Source organism: Lachnoclostridium phytofermentans (assembly GCF_000733755.1).
Taxonomy (GTDB): domain Bacteria; phylum Bacillota; class Clostridia; order Lachnospirales; family Lachnospiraceae; genus Lachnoclostridium; species Lachnoclostridium phytofermentans_A.
Genome location: NZ_JPOF01000008.1, coordinates 45,251 through 63,373, shown reverse-complemented (window position 1 = coordinate 63,373; position 18,123 = coordinate 45,251). Strand labels below are relative to the sequence as shown.

Annotated in this window: 16 protein-coding genes; 2 read left to right on the top strand and 14 right to left on the bottom strand. The window is 33.2% G+C overall.

The genetic code is table 11. The annotated features are described in order from the left end of the window. Positions 1–273: 273 nt before the first annotated feature. The 14 genes from CC92_RS0118965 to CC92_RS0118900 all read right to left on the bottom strand — a co-directional run bounded on the left by CC92_RS0118965 (position 274) and on the right by CC92_RS0118900 (position 15,900). Positions 274–1,746, bottom strand: a complete 1,473-nt coding sequence (locus CC92_RS0118965; RefSeq protein ID WP_051650618.1) for an extracellular solute-binding protein — start codon at positions 1,744–1,746, stop codon at positions 274–276. Between the two features lie 73 nt (positions 1,747–1,819). Next, positions 1,820–2,698: a carbohydrate ABC transporter permease gene (locus tag CC92_RS0118960; protein WP_029501941.1), complete on the bottom strand. Its 879-nt coding sequence runs from the start codon at positions 2,696–2,698 to the stop codon at positions 1,820–1,822. Between the two features lie 34 nt (positions 2,699–2,732). Next, positions 2,733–3,689: an ABC transporter permease gene (locus CC92_RS0118955; RefSeq protein WP_029501942.1), complete on the bottom strand. Its 957-nt coding sequence runs from the start codon at positions 3,687–3,689 to the stop codon at positions 2,733–2,735. A gap of 357 nt (positions 3,690–4,046) precedes the next feature. Beyond that, complete coding sequence (locus CC92_RS0118950) at positions 4,047–6,305, bottom strand: endo-1,4-beta-xylanase (protein WP_051650619.1); 2,259 nt, start codon at positions 6,303–6,305, stop codon at positions 4,047–4,049. A gap of 656 nt (positions 6,306–6,961) precedes the next feature. After that, on the bottom strand, positions 6,962–7,672 hold the full coding sequence (locus CC92_RS0118945) for a DUF4886 domain-containing protein (protein WP_051650620.1): 711 nt from the start codon (positions 7,670–7,672) through the stop codon (positions 6,962–6,964). Between the two features lie 60 nt (positions 7,673–7,732). Continuing rightward, on the bottom strand, positions 7,733–9,523 hold the full coding sequence (locus tag CC92_RS0118940; RefSeq protein ID WP_029501945.1) for a MutS-related protein: 1,791 nt from the start codon (positions 9,521–9,523) through the stop codon (positions 7,733–7,735). Between the two features lie 253 nt (positions 9,524–9,776). After that, on the bottom strand, positions 9,777–11,174 hold the full coding sequence (locus CC92_RS0118935) for a pyridoxal phosphate-dependent decarboxylase family protein (protein WP_029501946.1): 1,398 nt from the start codon (positions 11,172–11,174) through the stop codon (positions 9,777–9,779). 124 nt (positions 11,175–11,298) lie between these two features. After that, positions 11,299–11,700, bottom strand: coding sequence for a GNAT family N-acetyltransferase (locus tag CC92_RS0118930; protein ID WP_162175505.1), 402 nt, complete (start codon positions 11,698–11,700; stop codon positions 11,299–11,301). A gap of 161 nt (positions 11,701–11,861) precedes the next feature. Beyond that, entirely contained in the window at positions 11,862–12,137 is a 276-nt protein-coding gene (locus CC92_RS0118925; RefSeq protein WP_029501948.1) for a response regulator, read from the bottom strand. Positions 12,138–12,357: 220 nt separating this feature from the next. Beyond that, on the bottom strand, positions 12,358–12,492 hold the full coding sequence (locus CC92_RS23270; protein ID WP_278245210.1) for a hypothetical protein: 135 nt from the start codon (positions 12,490–12,492) through the stop codon (positions 12,358–12,360). Between the two features lie 282 nt (positions 12,493–12,774). Then, positions 12,775–13,356 (bottom strand): hypothetical protein, encoded by a 582-nt coding sequence (locus CC92_RS0118915; protein ID WP_029501950.1) that lies wholly within the window; start codon positions 13,354–13,356, stop codon positions 12,775–12,777. Positions 13,357–13,579: 223 nt separating this feature from the next. Next, on the bottom strand, positions 13,580–14,929 hold the full coding sequence (locus CC92_RS0118910) for a GGDEF domain-containing protein (RefSeq protein WP_029501951.1): 1,350 nt from the start codon (positions 14,927–14,929) through the stop codon (positions 13,580–13,582). 39 nt (positions 14,930–14,968) lie between these two features. Continuing rightward, positions 14,969–15,214, bottom strand: a complete 246-nt coding sequence (locus CC92_RS0118905; protein WP_029501952.1) for a hypothetical protein — start codon at positions 15,212–15,214, stop codon at positions 14,969–14,971. Positions 15,215–15,357: 143 nt separating this feature from the next. Continuing rightward, positions 15,358–15,900 (bottom strand): LemA family protein, encoded by a 543-nt coding sequence (locus tag CC92_RS0118900; RefSeq protein WP_029501953.1) that lies wholly within the window; start codon positions 15,898–15,900, stop codon positions 15,358–15,360. A gap of 188 nt (positions 15,901–16,088) precedes the next feature. Between CC92_RS0118900 and CC92_RS0118895 the strand changes: the two genes are divergently transcribed. Both CC92_RS0118895 and CC92_RS0118890 read left to right on the top strand, forming a co-directional pair. After that, on the top strand, positions 16,089–16,811 hold the full coding sequence (locus CC92_RS0118895; RefSeq protein ID WP_029501954.1) for a LytR/AlgR family response regulator transcription factor: 723 nt from the start codon (positions 16,089–16,091) through the stop codon (positions 16,809–16,811). Beyond that, entirely contained in the window at positions 16,812–18,077 is a 1,266-nt protein-coding gene (locus tag CC92_RS0118890; RefSeq protein WP_029501955.1) for a sensor histidine kinase, read from the top strand. Positions 18,078–18,123: the final 46 nt, after the last annotated feature.

Below are 18,123 nucleotides of genomic sequence, written 5' to 3'. Positions count from 1 at the left end.
ACCTCCTAACTTCTTTCCATACTTATGATACCAGATTTATTTCTGAAGAACTATACAATTTAAATAATGAAGGTACTAATAAGATCTACAAGATAAACTGATCTTTTCTTTGCATCCGATATGGATACGTATTAGTAAAAAAACAGACTGTAATAACATACTGTTTGTTGGAACAATACAGATATCTTATCACAGTCTGTTGACATTATTATATCTTCAATTTTTATCTCTCGGAAGAACCTTCCGATGCTTTCTATTATCCTAGGTATATTTCTACTTATCGTTTAATTCCTTTAAGATAGTGTCTCCATTAACACTCTTCCAGAAATCTTTGTAATTTTCCATACCTTCTTCAGCAGAAACTGTTCCAAGTACAACCTGAGAAACGATTTCTTTCCATGTACTAGTAATGGAAGCAGCAACTTCATCATAGGTATCAGAAACACCAGAAGGTATCGCATACTTAGGTCCTTTTTGTAACTGTGCCTCATCCATAATCATATTCTGTGAAGATAAAGATTCTTGAATTTCAGGACTTGGTTTAAAGTTTACCTTGAACTCATCTAAGAAAGTTTCATAAAGGAATGTAAAGGTTGGTTTGTATCCAGAGTTCGCTGCTTTTTCTGTTGGAGCTAAAAAACCATTTTCGTCAACAGTATAGTGTTCACCTTCTACACCAACGTTAAAGAAGGTTGGGTACATCTCTTCATCAAATATTAATGTTTCTAGTACTTCAATTGCTTTCTCTGGATTTTTACAATCTGCTGAGATAGCAAAAGCAGTTTGTACGGATTCGTTTAATCCGCCACCTTTCCCATTTGGTCCAAGGATTGCATAAATAGGATATACATCCGTCTCTGCTCCAGCTGCTTTGGACTGGGATACATAATTGGTGTAATTTGTTGTATAATCAAGAGCACTTGCTGCTTTACCAGTATATACATACTCTCTCATGGTAGCATTTTCTGTTGTGATAAATTCCTGATCAATAATACCGTTTGTATATAACTCGCGAAGATAGTTTAAAGCATCCATCATCTGTGGCTCTTGGAAACCATCCACATATTCTCCATTTACATTTTGATAAATTCCGGCATAGGCATCAAAGGAATTCATAAAATATTGGAAGTTGTCAATCCACTTTGGAAAACTAAAAGGAATAATTCCAGTACCTTTTAATTTACTCATTTCTGTAATAAACTCATCTGTCGTAGGTGTATTAGACAAGTTGATACCATATTGCTCCATAATATCCTTACGTAAGTAAATAATCTTAACCTTTGGATATTGATATGGAATGTGATAGATTCCACCATCTACACTAATTGCATCATAAAGCTCTTGTGGAATGGAAGAAAGCTTTTCAGACTTTGCTATGTAGTCATTTAATTTTAAAACTTTACCTCTAGCAATGTAATTTGGAAGCTTTGTCATTGCCTGAGAAACACAGAAAATATCTGGAACGTCTCCACCAGCAATCATTGTTTCAACTTTTTCGTTGTAACTAGAAACAGGTGGAATAATTGTCTTTAAACTAGTACCAGTTTTCTCTTCTAACATTTTTGTTACTGCTTTTTGTAAATCAGCATCGGTACAATAACCGAAGGTGTTGTCTGCAGAACTTAATGAAAGTTCCACTTTTTTTGTTCCATCTGCGGATGTGTTACCACCCTTGTCTTTGCCACAAGCGGATAGCATAGAAACTACCATAGCTAAGATCAATACCATAGTTGTAACTTTTTTCATAATCTTCTCTCCTTAATGCTTTTGTTTATAATTTTTTACGAAGGGGGAATCCCCCTCGCTAAAAATTCATTGGTTATTCCTTTACGCCGCCTAACAATAAGCCACTGACGAAGTAACGCTGAACGAAAGGATAGATAATTAATACTGGCAGCATACCAAGAACCATAACTGCCATCTTCATATTGTCATAAACAATATTATTGTCTCCCAAGGACCCGTCGCTTTGGAATACTAAAGCACGAAGCATAACCTGAAGTGTATATTTGGAATTACTGTTAATAAACATTACTACTTCGGTATATCGATTCCAGAATGACACAAAATAAAATAGTGTTACTGCTGCTAAAATAGGTACGGATAAAGGTAATACAATTCTTATTAATGCAGTGAAATCATTACATCCATCTAGTTTAGCGGATTCAATTAAACTCTTTGGAATCGAAGTCATAAAGTTTTTGATAATAATAAGGTTAAATGTAGATACTGCAAAAGGAAGGATAAGGGATAAATAACTATCAATCATTCCAAGATTTTTAATTAATACATAGAATGGAATTAATCCAGCATCAAATACCATGGTAATCGTAACAAGCTTCATCAAAACATTACGACCAACCAAATGCTTTTGAGCAAGAACAAATCCCATTGGTACAGTTACCACCATAGCAAGTATCGTACCTGATACCGCTACAAATAGTGAATTTAAGAAACCATCCATATATCCACTTTGTAATACTTTTGCATAATTCTTTAGAGTGAAAGATTTTGGTATCATTAAGTAGACACCACCCATTACATCTTTATCTTCCGCAAATGATGTGATCACAACATTCCAAATTGGTATGATAACTATTAAACATATGGAAGCTAATAATATCGTATTAATAATTCGAAACACAATTCTTGATTTTGATTCTTTTATATGATTATTTATAACTTTAGTCTGGCTCATCTTTATTGATCTCCTCTCTTACAACAAGCTTATTTTAAAGTACCGAGTCATCCAAGAACTTCTTACTAGCAAAATTGGTACCTAATACCAAGCATAAGCTGACTACTCCGACAAACAAGCTGACCGCTGTGGAATAAGCTATATTTCCAGAAAGGATACCTTCTCGATAAGCATAAGTTTGTAATACATCGCTTACGGAATATACCGAAGAGTTATACATTACAAGTACTTGTTCGAAGATCAATAAAACATGAGATAGATTTAAAAGTAACATCGTAACAATTGTAGACTTAATACTTGGTAATGTTACATATAACATTTTACGGAATCGTCCACACCCATCGATAGAAGCTGCTTCATAAAGTTGTGGGTCAACCGTAGCAAGTGTTGCAACATAGATTACCGCACCATAACCCATCTGCCTCCATATGTAGGAAACAATCAGTGTTGGTCGAAACCAGTTCGTATCTGCTAAGAAATAGATAGAATCAAAACCAAAACTATTTAAAATCTTATTCACGACACCAGAGGAAGGGGATAGTAAAGTTACAAAGATACATCCTACCACAACCCATGAGAAAAAGTAAGGAATATAAATCATAAACTGTACCGCACGTTTTGCAAACAAGGACTTCAGTTCATTAATCATTAGCGCAACAATCAAAGGAAACGGAAAATAAAAGATAATGTTGCATAAACTAATAATGATTGTATTACGAAATGCATTCCAGAAAACCGAAGATTGGAACAAACGTGAGAAGTTCCTTAACCCTACAAAGGATACTTCATCTCGAAAACCATAGTTGGTAAAAGCGAAGGTTAATCCAGCATACGTACAATATTTAAAAACGATAAACCATATGAGTCCTGGTAGTATCATAAACCATAGGTACCGTTGATTATAGATGGTAGACCAAATTGATCGTTTTTTTGGTGCAATCGAATTTTTCTCGTTTTTTGCACCTTTAAAAGACGTTTTCTTTCGTTGCATTATAATTCCTCCATGTTTTTAGATAACTTTAATTTGCTATATCAATTGATTAAATTATATCATTGTTTTTTTACTATAAAAACATAAGACTTTTTACATTCTGTTCGTTTTTTTTACTTTTTTCATAAAAATTTTATGGATCGCATCTAAATATTGTATAAGCTGCTTAGCTTTCTTAATAAAAAAAACGTTGTTTTTGGTTAAGTTTTAGAAAATGGCACAAAAAAAGGACATATCGTATCATAGACATAAGGTCTAAAATACAACACATCCTTCTTGATATTACAGTTTTTATCACTTTTCTTTGTCATGAATAAAAGCGCTGGAGTCAATTTAGCACAAGCACTTTTATTATCTTTATTGAACTTGAACTCCGTTGTAATAAACCTTTACTACAAAATTGGATATTGTTCCAAACGCTGACCAATCTATCTTAGCAAACCGCAAATCGATTACAAGTTTTCCTGTTCCTTCGGATAGCATCGTACTCTTACTGATACTAACCACCAGCTTTTGATTAGTTAACTGACCAGATACATTTCCATTTAGTGGTGTATACCACGGCTCAACCGTTAATTGTAGCGCTGCGTTATCTACCCAAACATTATGCGCCTGATTGTTAATACCATCTGCTGTAAACTCTATGGATACTTTCGATAAGTCAATCGTACCAACAGCAGAAATTGTATATTGTTGACTTATTGTGTTTCCATTATTCTTGGTAGTTACCGCAACTATCGGTTTTGATCCCTCCACTGGTATTGTGGTAGGGGTCGGGGTTACCGTTGGTGTTACCGTCGGGGTTATGGACGGCGTTACCGTTGGTGTTACCGTCGGGGTTACTGTCGGGGTTATGGACGGCGTTACCGTTGGCGTTACTGTTGGCGTTACTGTTGGCGTCACAGTCGGGGTTATCGGCGTCACCGTTGGTGTTACGGTTGGCGTTACTGTCGGAGTAATTCCCTCTATGATAGAATAATATGCCGGCTTCGCTTGATAATTTCCATCAAATAATAATGGATATCCACCCAACCAGCTCGTCTTATCTGTAACACCCCAGAAGATAACTCCTGTGATATTCATTCCTTCTTTCTTTAAACTAATTACTTTGTTCATTAGTAGTTTATATCTGTTTGCTTGAGCTGCCAATGCTGTAGTACTATTGTCTGGCTGCTTCATATCTAACTCTGTTAGTTGTATTTCCAGTCCTAAGGTATTGTACTTACGAACAGCTGTCTCAAACATGCTGATACTTGGATACTCCATAACCCAATGAGACTGCATACCCATGCCATCTATTAATCCCTTTTCCTTCAATCCTTTCAAGATATTAAATATAAAGGCACTCTTTTTATCCTCATATTCGTTATAGTCATTATAAAATAACTTACAACCAGCTGGTGCATATTTTCTGGCATATTCAAAAGCTTTTTGAATATATTCTTCTCCTATCGTTTGCATCCAAGGAGAATTACCAGCAGTTACGCTATTTGATCCAGGATTTCTCATACCAGTTGCTGTATTTGGATCTACCGCTTCATTCACTACATCCCATGCATAGAACTTTACTGTTGGATAGGTTGATGCTATTAATCCCATCACATTTTTGATGTAGTTTTCTAATCTTTGAAGCATTACTTCCTTAGAAACCCAAGCTGCATTTGCATCCGTCGAATAATTCACTTTAAAGAACCAATCTGGCGTTTGACTATGCCATACTAAGGTATGTCCTCGAACTGGGATGTTATTAGCTTTGGCATATTCTAGTAAAGTTTTTGCAGCCCTTAGATTCACTTGAGGATTCACTTGATTTCCACCATTTGCTTCCATATAGGCAATTGTTGCTGCATAATCCAATACAGAATCTGGCTTTAACTCATTCCCAGGAGTTAAGCTATTATAATGTTTTGCTACTAATTCTTTGGCTGGAGCTGGTGCAATCTCACTTGCAGTTGCTGCTCCACCTACAAAAAAGTAACTAGAAAAAACATCCTTTAAGCTAGGGATATCTTTTTGGATTTGTGGTAGAGTTGCTGGTGTTGCAGTAAAGTCATCAATATAAAAGTCTAAAAAATCCTGAGTTGTAGGTGAGGACTTCCATTCTGTTTCGACATAAACTTTTACATTAACAGCATCCGTAGGAATTGTATATTCGCCTTGAAGTAATGTCCATTGGTCTTTTGTAACTGCTAAAGTCTTGATTGTTTTGTACTGATCATTTACTCCATCATTGTACTGTAGCTGTAAACTAAACTTTTGTGTACTAGAATAAGAACTACCTATGTATTTTAAATAAATTCCAAATACATAGGTTTCACCTAACGTAAGTTCTGTTGTCATATCACAGGTTGCTCCATGCCATGTCTTTGAGCGATTGCTGATTTTTAAGCTGTTTAGCCCTGAATATGCTTCTTCGGTACTTTGTGCCACAACCTCTGCATTGTCACCTCTTGGCCCCCATCCATAGGTGCTAGCTTCATAGTCGTGATAAATAAGATTTCCATAGGTTACTGCTTCTTTCGTAGTTTCCGCCTCAACCTTTTGTATGTTATTAACGTTCATTGGAATAACAATGGCAACTGCCATTGCGAGTGCAACTAGTTTCTTGAAAAACATAAACACACCTCCTGATTGTTAATGAACAGTGACTTATTACCCCTTATTAAGCTTTTCGCTTGTCCGTCTGGTAATACCATTATTTTACTATAAATTGATAGATTTTTATAGTGCTATTTTACAATTTTTACTGTTTTTTAACCGCATAATTCGAGTTGTCAAACTGTGGTATACTATTTGAATGATAAAAGTAACAATTTAATCTATTTTCTAGAGACAGATCTCTTAATCCATCATAAACTTGTCATTCAATGTATTGGTGATTAAACGATAAGAAATCTACATAAATTTTTAGTGGTTAAAAAGGTTGCTCTAAGGTTTTAGTGGTGTATCCACTTTTCTATTAGACTCATATTAAATAAAAAGGTGACTTGTGATACTAATGCTATATTTCTTCGTTAAATGTCGTTTAGTGACTTTATAGTTATTTCACAGTTCTAATATCTATTTTGTTATGTGTAATAGATTAATAAAAATCATGTATTTATAAGCTTATTCACTTGGATTATTACTTATCATAATTTTCATACAAAAAAAGGAAAGCTGGAATCATGTTTTTTTCTTAGTCATAGAATATAAAAAAGGAACGTATCATCTAAATTGAATACATTCCTTTTTATCATGTTATATGGTACTAATTAGCACGTTATACAAAACTAAATCGTACTTTTAATAATTTCAATAATCTTCCTTTTCGTTCCCCTTGGAGCATAAGTAACTTCTGTGATAGGATGACCTGTAAAAAATCGATACCATATCAAGGCCGCAGCATAACGCCCATAATCGAAGGAAAGATGATAGCCGTCTCTGCATAGAGATCGACCACCTCTTAAATAATCAAATTCCTCTACCTCTGTACGAAGCTTTTGGATGGCATCACCGGCTGGTACAATTGGTAAGCTATATTTTTTCGCGTAATGCTCGATTACCTCACCTATCTTTTCATACATGATTTTTTGATTATTATCATACCGACCAAAATCCTGATGCGTCGATTCATGTTCATAAGCCCAGGTTTTATGTAAGATTATCTTTGCAAATGGATTGCTCTTCTTTATATGCGATATCAGCTGTCCTAGGTATGGTTCGTAGGAATCTTCAATACCAGATAAACCACTCACTTGTTGTACCGTTATGTAATCCCAATCTTTGTAGGAAAGTGCCTCCCTAATCGATATCTTTCTTAACGCCTTACCATCTTTTTGAAAATCATATTCTTTCAAATCGCCGATTAGACACTCTATATGCTTCTCAAGACTACAGCCACCAATGTATAGATTTCTTACATAAAGTTCACCTTGTGAAATTCTTTGTAAATAGCAGGTTGCATCTTCAGAAAAACTATTTCCAATCGCTAATATTTTCATTATAGTTATCCCCCATTCTAACCTTGTCGTTCCATTATACATTCACAATTTCCCGTATCCTTATACCATTAATCCAGCCATCCTTAGAATATGTTTCGCATTTGTTGTCCTACATCTTCCAGGCTTTATTTTATAATCAAAATGTAGTTCATTATTTCTATAGAATTCTTCAAAGTGATAATTACTACCTAAAATCTCAGCTTTCTCAACTAAACTACATAATTCAAAATCATGAGTGGAAACTAAACATATGATATGCTCTTTATTTAGCGCTTTAATAATCTCGGTTGCACCAACAATTCGATCCGCAGAATTCGTACCTTTAAAGATCTCATCGATTAAAACTAACATTGGTTCGTTTTTATAAGAATATTCTATGATCTGCTTTATTCTTAATACCTCAGCGTAAAAGGTCGAAATTCCTTTTGAGACATCATCTTGAACTCTCATCGAAGTAAATATCTTCATATTCGATACTATCATTTTATTCGCACAGACCGGAGCACCTGCATAAGCCAAGATGCAATTCACACCAATTGTTCTCATGAATGTAGTTTTTCCAGACATATTAGATCCCGTTATGATGCCAGTTGCTTTATGAATTTTAATAGAATTCGATACAACTGCATCTAATGGAATTAATGGGTGAGAAATATTATCCGCCTCAAATATAACGGAACTTTCTTCATCAAACGTTGGGAAACAAATGTCTCTGTTATAAGCAATTGCTGTTAAGCTAGTCAGTGCTTCTACTTCACCAATGATAGAAAAGAGGTCTTTTATACTATCCTTATAATTCTTTTTCCATTTCTCAAGAGCGAAAATACAATGAATATCATACATAAGAAAAAGTTGAAGAACGATATGTATATAAGGATTGCTACGTACCAAAAAAGCTTCCTTTAAGAAATTTAATTTCTTAATTCCTTTGGTAGCTTCTTTGCTGCTTTTTATAGGAGCGCAAAGTTTGTTGATATAAGTAGATTCAAATTTAACCGTTTGAATATACTCTACTATATTATAATACTCTTCCATGTTATTGCAAAAACGAAATACATCGTTAATAACTTTATTATTTTTATAGCTACTGTAGTAACCTAGCGCTAACTGGATGAAAAAAAGCATAAGTGCATAGCTGACAGAAAAATATCCTTTTAAACTAAGTACAAACATAAGTAATGTAAACAAAGAAAATAGAATGGAACCTCTATATAGTCTTTTAGAAATTAAGCTATCCTCCCGCTTTAAATAACTGACAAAAGCTTCATACCATTCCTTTGTATTCTTCTTACAATTGATTCCAATTACTCTGCTCAATGTTTCAATCTCAGTAGTAATATCATTTTTATCAATTAACTCTTTGACAGCTTCCTGTCGTAAACTGATATTTTCTTTATCAAACTCTTGATTTTTAAGGTAGTCCGCTAAGATTTTTCTTCCTTCCTGCGTATGAGCAGTACAAATATATTGATATAGTGAATTTAAACCATAAATATCCAAATCACTTTCCACTACCATTTCTTCCTCTAAAAAATCATTCCCGTTCTCATCAAATTCGCGCCAAGTATTCTGAATACGCGCATTCCTTTTTTGAAATACCCATAACTTCGCTTCCAAATATATCTTTTTCTTTTTAATTGCTTCATGTATAATAATTAAAGTAATAAAAACGAGGCACGAAAATACAAAAAAAATAAAAGAAATTCTATTCTTTTCTAGAATACTTATAATAAAACATAGGATTCCTATAAAGGTTATTAATAGCCTAGTATTCGCAATTCGATTACTTAATCTGCAAATTTTGTAATAGTTTTTATCAATATCTTTTATGATTTCGTTATTATCTAACATTGCATCTCCTATCATGTCTAAAACGTGTACTACAAAATAACACGTTTACATTTATTAACATACTATCACATAATACAAATTTCCGCACTATAAATACACATGTTACATTGCAAAGTGATACACATAAGGCATGATTTCATACTCTTTTGCTTCCTTATAAAATTCTTCTAGCTCCTAATAACCAACCTGTACCTAACTCATTTATTTTTTTTTGTAATTCTTCCATTGAATGATAATGAAATATCCTATATTCTTATTCATTGGCGATATTACTAATAGCATCTACAAAAGAACTTACTGATTTATCTATATCGTCTTTCGTTGTTACCCAAGAACAGACACTTAATCGAATGGCATATGTCTCATGCCACTTTGTTTCTCCACACCAACATATTCTAGAATCTTGTACCTGCTTGAGTATATTTTTAGTCGTTTGCTCGTCCTTATAGTTCACTAATACCTGATTAAAAACCACATCATTTAGCACTTGGAAACCTACTTTTCTTAACTGTTTGGCGAAATAAACTGCATTTTCATGCAAATTATTCACTAAGCATTGGATTCCTTCTCGCCCTAGATATTTTATTGCAGCCCAAAGCTCTACCGCACGCGCTCTTCGAGACATATCTGATGTATATAACATTCCGTCTCTCTTAGATCCATACAGAATATATTCACCTCTGGCCTGCATAGCTGCAATAATCTTATCTCTATGTTTACATAAAACAATTCCACAATCATATGGTACATTCAACGTCTTATGTGCATCGACAGACCAGGAATCTGCTTTGCTTATCCCTTTGGTTAGATGCTTTGTATTATCTGAAGCAGCTGCCCACAATCCAAAAGCTCCATCAATATGTATCCAAGCTCCTTCTTTTTGAGCAATGTCACATAAGGTATCAAAGTCATCATAGGCTCCTGTATTCACATTCCCTGCTTGAAGTATCAATATTGTCTTTTCATCTAACGATGGAAGCTTATCTATCATCAACCTTCCTTGACTATCTGATTCAACTTTTACTATTTGATTGTATCCAATCCCCAACAGGGAAAGAGCTTTTATAATGGTTGCATGCGCGTCCTGTGAAAGTACAACTTTTATTTCAGGAGCACCAAATAAACCTTGTTTACTTATATCCCATCCTGCTCTATTAAGTAATGTATTTCTTGCTGCCGCTAAGGCACATAATGCAGCATTGGAAGATCCACTTACAAATCCTGCTGCTGTACCTTCTGGAAGTCCCAATAATTCAACAATCCATTTTTCACAGATTTCTTCTAATTTTGAGGTAATGGGGGACGCTATGTGAAGTACTGCATTCTGGTCCCATACATCCGTTAACCATCTAGTTGCCAATGAAATCGGTAATGCACCGCCATTTACGAATCCAAAATATCGCCCACCTGTCTGAGCAACCGTATTACTCGATCCATAGTCGTGAAGCATCTTTAGTATTTCAGTATCCTTACATCCCTCAGTTGGCAAAGCTTCTTCGAATCGTTTTAACAATTCTAAATCATCTTTCTTAGGATAGACTTCTCTTTCCCCCACATTATCCATATAGGAAAATGCACACTCTTTTGCATATTCATATATATCTTTTTCTTCCATTTGTTTTTTCATATCTCTGATGATATTGTTACCCATTTTGGCCTCCTTATTTTTGTAGTACAAAGTTACTCCCCTTAGTACCTTTGTGACAAAGTACAGAGGCGAACAGGCGATTAACCCTGCAAATGATTTCCACGACTAAAAGAGCAAAAAACCTTTTTCAAATATTTTTTCTCCGATAATATAGATTTTCATTTAATAAAAATCCTTTATGCTCCCAGAAATTATTTCCCTCATGATTATTAATAACGGACAATAAATCTATTTCTTTTACCTCTTTAGATTTAAATTCATCTAATACCTTATCAATTAACTTATTCCCAATACCTTTACTTCTGTAATCACTTCTGACAATGGTATGGTATATATGCCCCCTTCTTCCATCATATCCAGCTAACACAGATCCTATTATTTCAGAATTTTCTATAGAAACAATACATAAATGGGGATTATAATCAATGAATTTAGATATTTTTTCATATGTATCATCTTGAATATTAATTCTTATTTCTCTTGACGAACTCCATAACTCATAAATTTCATAATAATCTTCCTTTTTCATATATCTTATAATCATTTTTTTTCTTTCTATGGCTTAACAATTTATCATTATGATAGACGTTATTCCACTTAGCATAATCTTCTCAAAGAGAACCTCCTAATATGGCAGCGCATATTGCAAATCCAAGTGCTGCACCATTTGCTTCTTCACTTTCATATATATCACCCCATACGCATCGCTGTTTTTTCATAAGTAAAGTCATTATAACCACTAATTATTATCGGGACAAAAACATAGGATTCTTCTTGTAGTTTTTGAATCAAATCCAATCCATCCATTACTGGCATTCGAATATCTGTCAGTAATATATCAGCTGGATTCTGTATAAATTCTTCATAAGCTTGGTAACCATTACCACAAACTGACACGATTTCTAACTCTGGATGTTTTCTATGTACATAATTACTAACGAAGTCTGTGCCAATAATCTTATACATCCTTCCCCTCCAATCCTTTTCCACTTTTTATTATCATTTTATCATCTATTAGACTTTCTTGAAAGACTACGTATAAATTGGTGTATCATAGTTTGATTTATGGTATGGTTACAACGGATTCGCTATAGCGTATATGAGTGGTGATTAAGGAAAAATCAGATACCAGAATAAGACATAATTAGAATATAACTAATATCTACAGTATAATTAGCGATTACAATTAAGTATTAAAAATAATCCTAGTACAATTGCAGTTCTCATTCGTCTGTAAGACTAAACCATCGATGCTAACAATAGGGTGCTCAATATCATTTGGCATGATAATATCAATCGTACCAATTGTTCCGTTTGACATCAGTACATTTCTATTCCTTAAATTGACACACATATTATTAACAAAAACATCGCTAAGCGAGTTATCAAGACCGGAATACTCTTGATAATTAACTCCTGGAAAGTTTTCGTATGTACACAAATATTTCTATAATCGTGATTGAATTTCTTTAACTTCCATATTTTATATTCATCTAGCACTTCTCCCTTTGGCAATAGCATTGTTCTTCCATTATAATTATATATAGATTCTGTAAGCACCAATCCCTCATATAGATACTCAATAGCCAAAGGATGTAAATTCTTATGAAACCTCTTCATTAGCATATACCTTTTTTCTTTCTGTTTTAATAAATTTGCATCCAAAATAAGAATATTTAGTATCTATCTTTGAATTCCATACTAATAAGCATGTTACAGTTAAGTCTTGCTTTAGAAAAATTAGATCAAAAGGTATATCTTGATAGAACGTATTGCTTAAGGCTTTTATCATGACTCCTGTTTTACTTATGTTTTCAATATCCACTTCAATATATTGATTTAGCTTAACTTTTTGTCCACGGATATACAGTTTATCCACTAGACCCTTCGCTTTTATTGAATATCTTTGTGCACGTCGATGCTCTACATGTCTTCCTTTGTATAGTCCTATTTCAATATGATCAGAAAATGAACGTTTTACTTTGCCATGGTATTCAAAGACTTGATTTTTACATAAAATAAGCAAATTCAATTCTTTATAGGTAGTAACATCGAATTTGTTAGGAATTTGAATTGATAAAAGTTCATTATCAAAATCAGTAATTTTAGTATCAGTTAGTACTATGTTATAATTAGCATCTTTTATGATAACCCTACAATTATTATAATTATGATATCCAATCAAATTAGTCACCTCAACTTTGTAACTTCATAAGTCACTTATTTGCTGTTTTATATTTCCAGACTATTCTGGTGTAAAGTCATAAATCAGTAAAAAATAAATTACTGTTAGGAATAAAACTGTTCCTTCGTATTCTAAAGAGATAAATCTCATCATTGTTGCAATTGCTTTTCCTTCTTACAAATCACGCAATAGAAACTTTCCTATAAAATCACTACAATGACTCCTAATAAATATCACTGTGCTTAGATTTATACATCCGTTTATTATCATACATACGTTGATCCGCAAGCTCTATTGCTCTAACTAAATCCCCCTTTGCTTCATTCATGGTTGCATACCCCATGGCATAACTTATTTTCACTTTTAAGTTTCTTTTTTTGTTCTCCTTTAACGTAAAATCTTTCATTTTCTTCATATAGTTTTTAATCTGGTTTACGTTTAATATATTACAAAATACCCAAAACTCATCGCCTCCCACTCGGTAACATTTCCCTTTAGATTCAAAGGTATCTCGAAGTATGGCTCCAAAAATTTGCAGTAATAAATCCCCTTCTGAATGTCCATAGGAATCGTTTGTTTGCTTTAAATTATTTAGATCGAATACTAAAATTGTCATTTCCTCTAGTTGAGATAAATTTTTCTTATCTATTTCATATGCCACTCGTGAATAGCATAAAGTTAACGAATCTTTTAGCGCTAGCATTTTATAATATTCTTCTCTTGCCTTTTCGGTACTTTGAACTACAACGGTTCGTATGAATTGCAATATTTGAAAAAACATACAGAATAAAATTGCTATTTTAACAAAAAAAATATTATCTTTATTTTTTTCGAAAGCAAATAAAACAAGGTCAACAAAACCTCCCAATGATATAATTCCCATACTATAAAGAAACGGAGTATAATTTTTTTCTTTTATATTGTATATGATACATAATATTACTAATAGAATCCCTACTAATTGTATGATATGTGTAACTCTAAGCATTATCCTTAACTCAATGTTAAAACATAAGCATAAAATAATTTGCATTATACTATTGACCAATCCAAGATATGCTAAAGTCTTGCACAGCTTGGACTGAAATGCATTTAAATCCCAACTAATTAGCATGAGCAAAATAGGCATTATCATAGAAAAGCAAATCATATCTAAGATATAGATAATTCTAGATGCAGGAATTAAATATACAATCGTATAGGTTTCGCACATAAAATAAATTGCGCAAGTTAAAGCCCAAAGACCTCTTAATAACATTTTCGGGCAATTTTCATGACTGCGTTCCATAAAAGCAAAAATAAACATAAAGAAACTAGAAAATAAAATTAGTAAATTAACAAGTAAGGATGGCAAATCTGAAGCTATCACTGATTCTAAATGTTCGGATTGTGGTAAAATTATAATTTGGGGAACTTGAATTCTAGATAATCCATGTTTCACTACCTTTATATGAATTTCTAAAACTTCGCCATTCGCTCGTGAAGGTAAAGGAATTTTTGCAAAATAATTGCCCAAAGAATATGGTTCATTTTTTACTGAGTATAATTCTTTGTCATCGAAATAGAACGTCATAAAGGTATGATTCGCCTGCAAAATTAAAGATGGATTCCTTTAGTTATCAAACTGATATGTTAAAGATGCCCGAAGAATTATCTCCCCTTCTACCTCTAAATATGCTGGAAGATAAACATTTTGAATGCCATTTATAGATTCTACTTCTACTTGATTAATTACAATTTTTTTAGAACTAGTAGGATTTTTTATTTGATAAGATTGATACTTTATCATACTATATCCAAATAATATCAAGAGTAATGATATGGTCAAAGAAATAAAAAAAAAGTGTTTTTTTCTCAATTGTGTGTTCTCCTAATGATAGAAATCTTTTTTTCTTAAAATCATAGTCTTTCATAATATATAGTAGCACGTGTAATATGCTGCTAAGATAACAATACGGTTTATATCAAACCGATGCTTAAGTTCTATAAAGACATTATCGTTTAAAACTTTCTTTTTCCTGCATACTCTTCCAAATAATCTTTCTGATGAAAACCTAGTATTCTTCCAATTATAGAGACTGGGAATATTCTGATTTCACGATTTAACTTGGTTACACTGTGGTTATAAACTAATCGGCTGGTGCGTATCATATTCTCAAAGGTTTCCACTGCATTCATTGCCTTTTTGTAGTTTAAATCTGCTATTAATTCGGGATACTGATCACTCATCATGACAATTCCACTAAGAGTCTCAGAAATAATCCCCTCCTGCCAATACACATCATCGGGGGTGGATTTTACTGTTATGGCACTTCTACTAGATTTAATGGTTCCAATCAGCATTTCACTTTCCTGCTTGGCATAGCCTTTCGTCAAATCCAAAAGTGTAGTTAGGGCATCAAAACGACCGGAAAGTTGCACACTAATTTGATTCATGGTATTGTTAATATCTTCAACTAATGCGACAATCTTTCGTTTGGTGGATCTTACCCAGAGGAAAGCTGTCACAACGATTATAAATATCACTATTATTGTTGACAACATGAAATCTCCTTCCCATAAATAAGAGTATCATTAAAATCTTATAGCAAAAGTATAACAAAAAAACTTATTCATAACCGTTTGCAGTATGAAACACCTTGTTTTCGACACGAATCATGTATATAATGATTTCGAAGCTTAATATTTCATAATAAAATTTGATAATAAAATTAGGTATAAAGGAGGTTTTTATGTTACATATTGCCTTATGTGATGATAATATAGATGAACTTTCTACTATGGTTACCTTGCTTGGTGAGTATAAAGAATCTAAACCAATCCAGTTTGAATACGCTGTTTATCATAACGGTTTAGAGCTCATACCTATTCTAGAAAAAGGAAAAAAATACGATATCTACTGCCTTGATATCATCATGCCTAGCTTTACAGGTATTGATTTAGCAAAGGAAATCCGTAGATTTGATAAAAATGCACAGATTATTTTCTTTACTTCTTCTACCGAATTTGCTTTAGAAAGTTATTCAGTTAGAGCGCTTAACTATGTGTTAAAACCTGTTACTAGGGAAAAGTTGTTCTATACGCTAAACGATGTACTAGATCAAATAGTAAAAGTTCAAGAAACTGCAATCGTTGTAAAAAGTAAGAAGGGAATACAAAAAATATTACTATCTAATTTGATATATGCAGAAGCAATGGGTAAAAAGGTTCTTTATCATCTCATATCTGGTAGCGTAGTGGAATGTATTGAGCAGTTTTCCACCGTTTGTGATAATCTTCTGAAAGAAAGCAACTTTATAAAGCCACATCGCTCCTTTCTTATTAATATGAGTTACATAGATACCATTAAAAATACAGAAATCATGTTGCAGAATCTTACTAGTGTCCCAATTGCCCAAGGGAAAGTAAAGAAAATAAAAGAATGCTTTTTGGCGTTTCAGATGGAGGAAGAATAGATGGATACTTTCGTAATAATTAATTTTGGATGTGTTCTTCTATTTGGTATTACATTATCCCTATCCTTTGGAGGGATTTCTTTTCAACAAAACATCAGACAATATCTAGGAACATTTTGTGCCTTTGGTCTGACTCAACTCATAGCATTTTATTCCTTAGGAAGCGAATTTCTATTTAAATCTTATCCTCTTCTAACCCACATACCTTTGTTCTTCCTGCTAAAGTGTTATTTCAAAAAAAGTAGTTATATTGCTGGGATTGCAGTACTCTCTGCATACTTATTTTGCACCCCAAGAAAATGGATAGGAACATTAGTCTCCAGCTTTTGGAGTTATGATATGCGTATTTCTTATCTTGTTCAAATCTTGATAACTATACCGCTTTTAATCGTGATTGTAAGATATATATCCCCCTATGTGGCTCGACTTAAGTTTGAAAGCAACAAAATATTGCGACTGTTTATTATCGTGCCTCTAATCTACTATGGAATAGAATATTTCATAACGGTTTATACCGACTTACTCTATAACGGTGGTGCCGCTACAGTTGAATTTATGGATGCTTCCATCGTGACTGTTTATTTTATATTTTCGATTATTTATCTAAAAACACTTTATGAAAAAAAGGAAATTGAAGTTGAGTATGCCGTTTTAACAATTATGACAAAGAATTTTGATAAAGAAATTGCACAATTAAAAACATCGCAAACACAGCTTGCTATCTGCCGCCATGATTTAAGACACCATCTAAACTACTTAAATGCTTGTATTTCTGAAAACAAATTACAGGAGGCCGCTTCGTACATAGAACAAACTTGTGAGGATATCAACAACACTAAAGTGGTGCAATATTCTCAGAATGAACCACTTAATCTCATCTTATCTTCCTATGTGAATAAGGCATTGGAAAAAGAAATTACTATCGAGGTTCTTGTATCAGCTACAAATTTTATAAGATTTCAAATTACCGACTTGTGTAGCCTTTTAGCAAATGCCATAGAGAATGCAATTCATGGCTGTGAACAACTAACAGACAGCAATTGTCGTTATATTAAACTGCATATGTACGAAAAAAGTAATAAGCTATGCCTTAATATCCACAATAGTTATGCGGTCTTACCTACCTTTGTGCAAGGACTACCAGTATCGTCAAAAGAAGGGCATGGAATCGGCGTAAAAAGCATGATTTATGTAGTTGAAAAATATCATGGTGTATATGGTTTTCATGCAAAGGATGGGCGTTTCACTTTTCAGATGTCTATGTGATTTTAAACAACTCAAAAGATAAAATGCCGTTTATGTATAAGATTAA